Consider the following 612-nt stretch of genomic DNA (forward strand, 5'->3'; position numbering starts at 1 on the left):
TTAACCATGTTACGTTTACCGGCTCAGTTGGTACGGGGATTGCCGTTGGACAAGCTGCCATGGCTAATGTCGTACCTTCAACCTTGGAGCTGGGCGGAAAATCTCCGAATATTGTATTTGCCGATTGTGATAGGCAGAAAACCGTGGAAGGTGTGGTCCGGTCTATTATTCAGAATGCAGGACAAACCTGCTCTGCGGGAGCAAGACTGTTAGTAGAGGAATCGTTTAAACAAGAATTTTTGGAAAAAGTCGTAGAGCGGTTCGGAAATCTGACGATTGGAGCAGGGATTCAGGATAAAGACCTGGGGCCGATTTTGAACGATAAACAATACCATCATGTAATGGATATGATTGATCTGGCGAAAGAGGAAGGAGATATCCTTGTCGGCGGAAATTCGGTGAAGGTAGAAGGATATGAAGGCGGACTTTATATACAGCCGACCATTATTGACGGGATTAGCAGGGACAGCAGGCTTGCACAAGAGGAAATTTTCGGTCCTGTGTTAACTGTTTTTACGTTTAAGGATATCGAGGAAGCGTTGGAATTAGCAAACAGCACGGATTACGGCCTGGTAACAGGTATTTGGACAAAGGATATAAGTACAGCCCACT

The 612-nt window shown here is 45.4% G+C and carries 1 protein-coding gene; it reads left to right on the forward strand.

The window, feature by feature from the left end; genetic code table 11:
• Positions 1-612, forward strand: a 612-nt coding sequence (locus AC3G7N_RS21670; protein ID WP_489424197.1) for an aldehyde dehydrogenase family protein, incomplete at both ends; no start/stop codon positions are given.

The organism is Virgibacillus carmonensis (assembly GCF_057836705.1).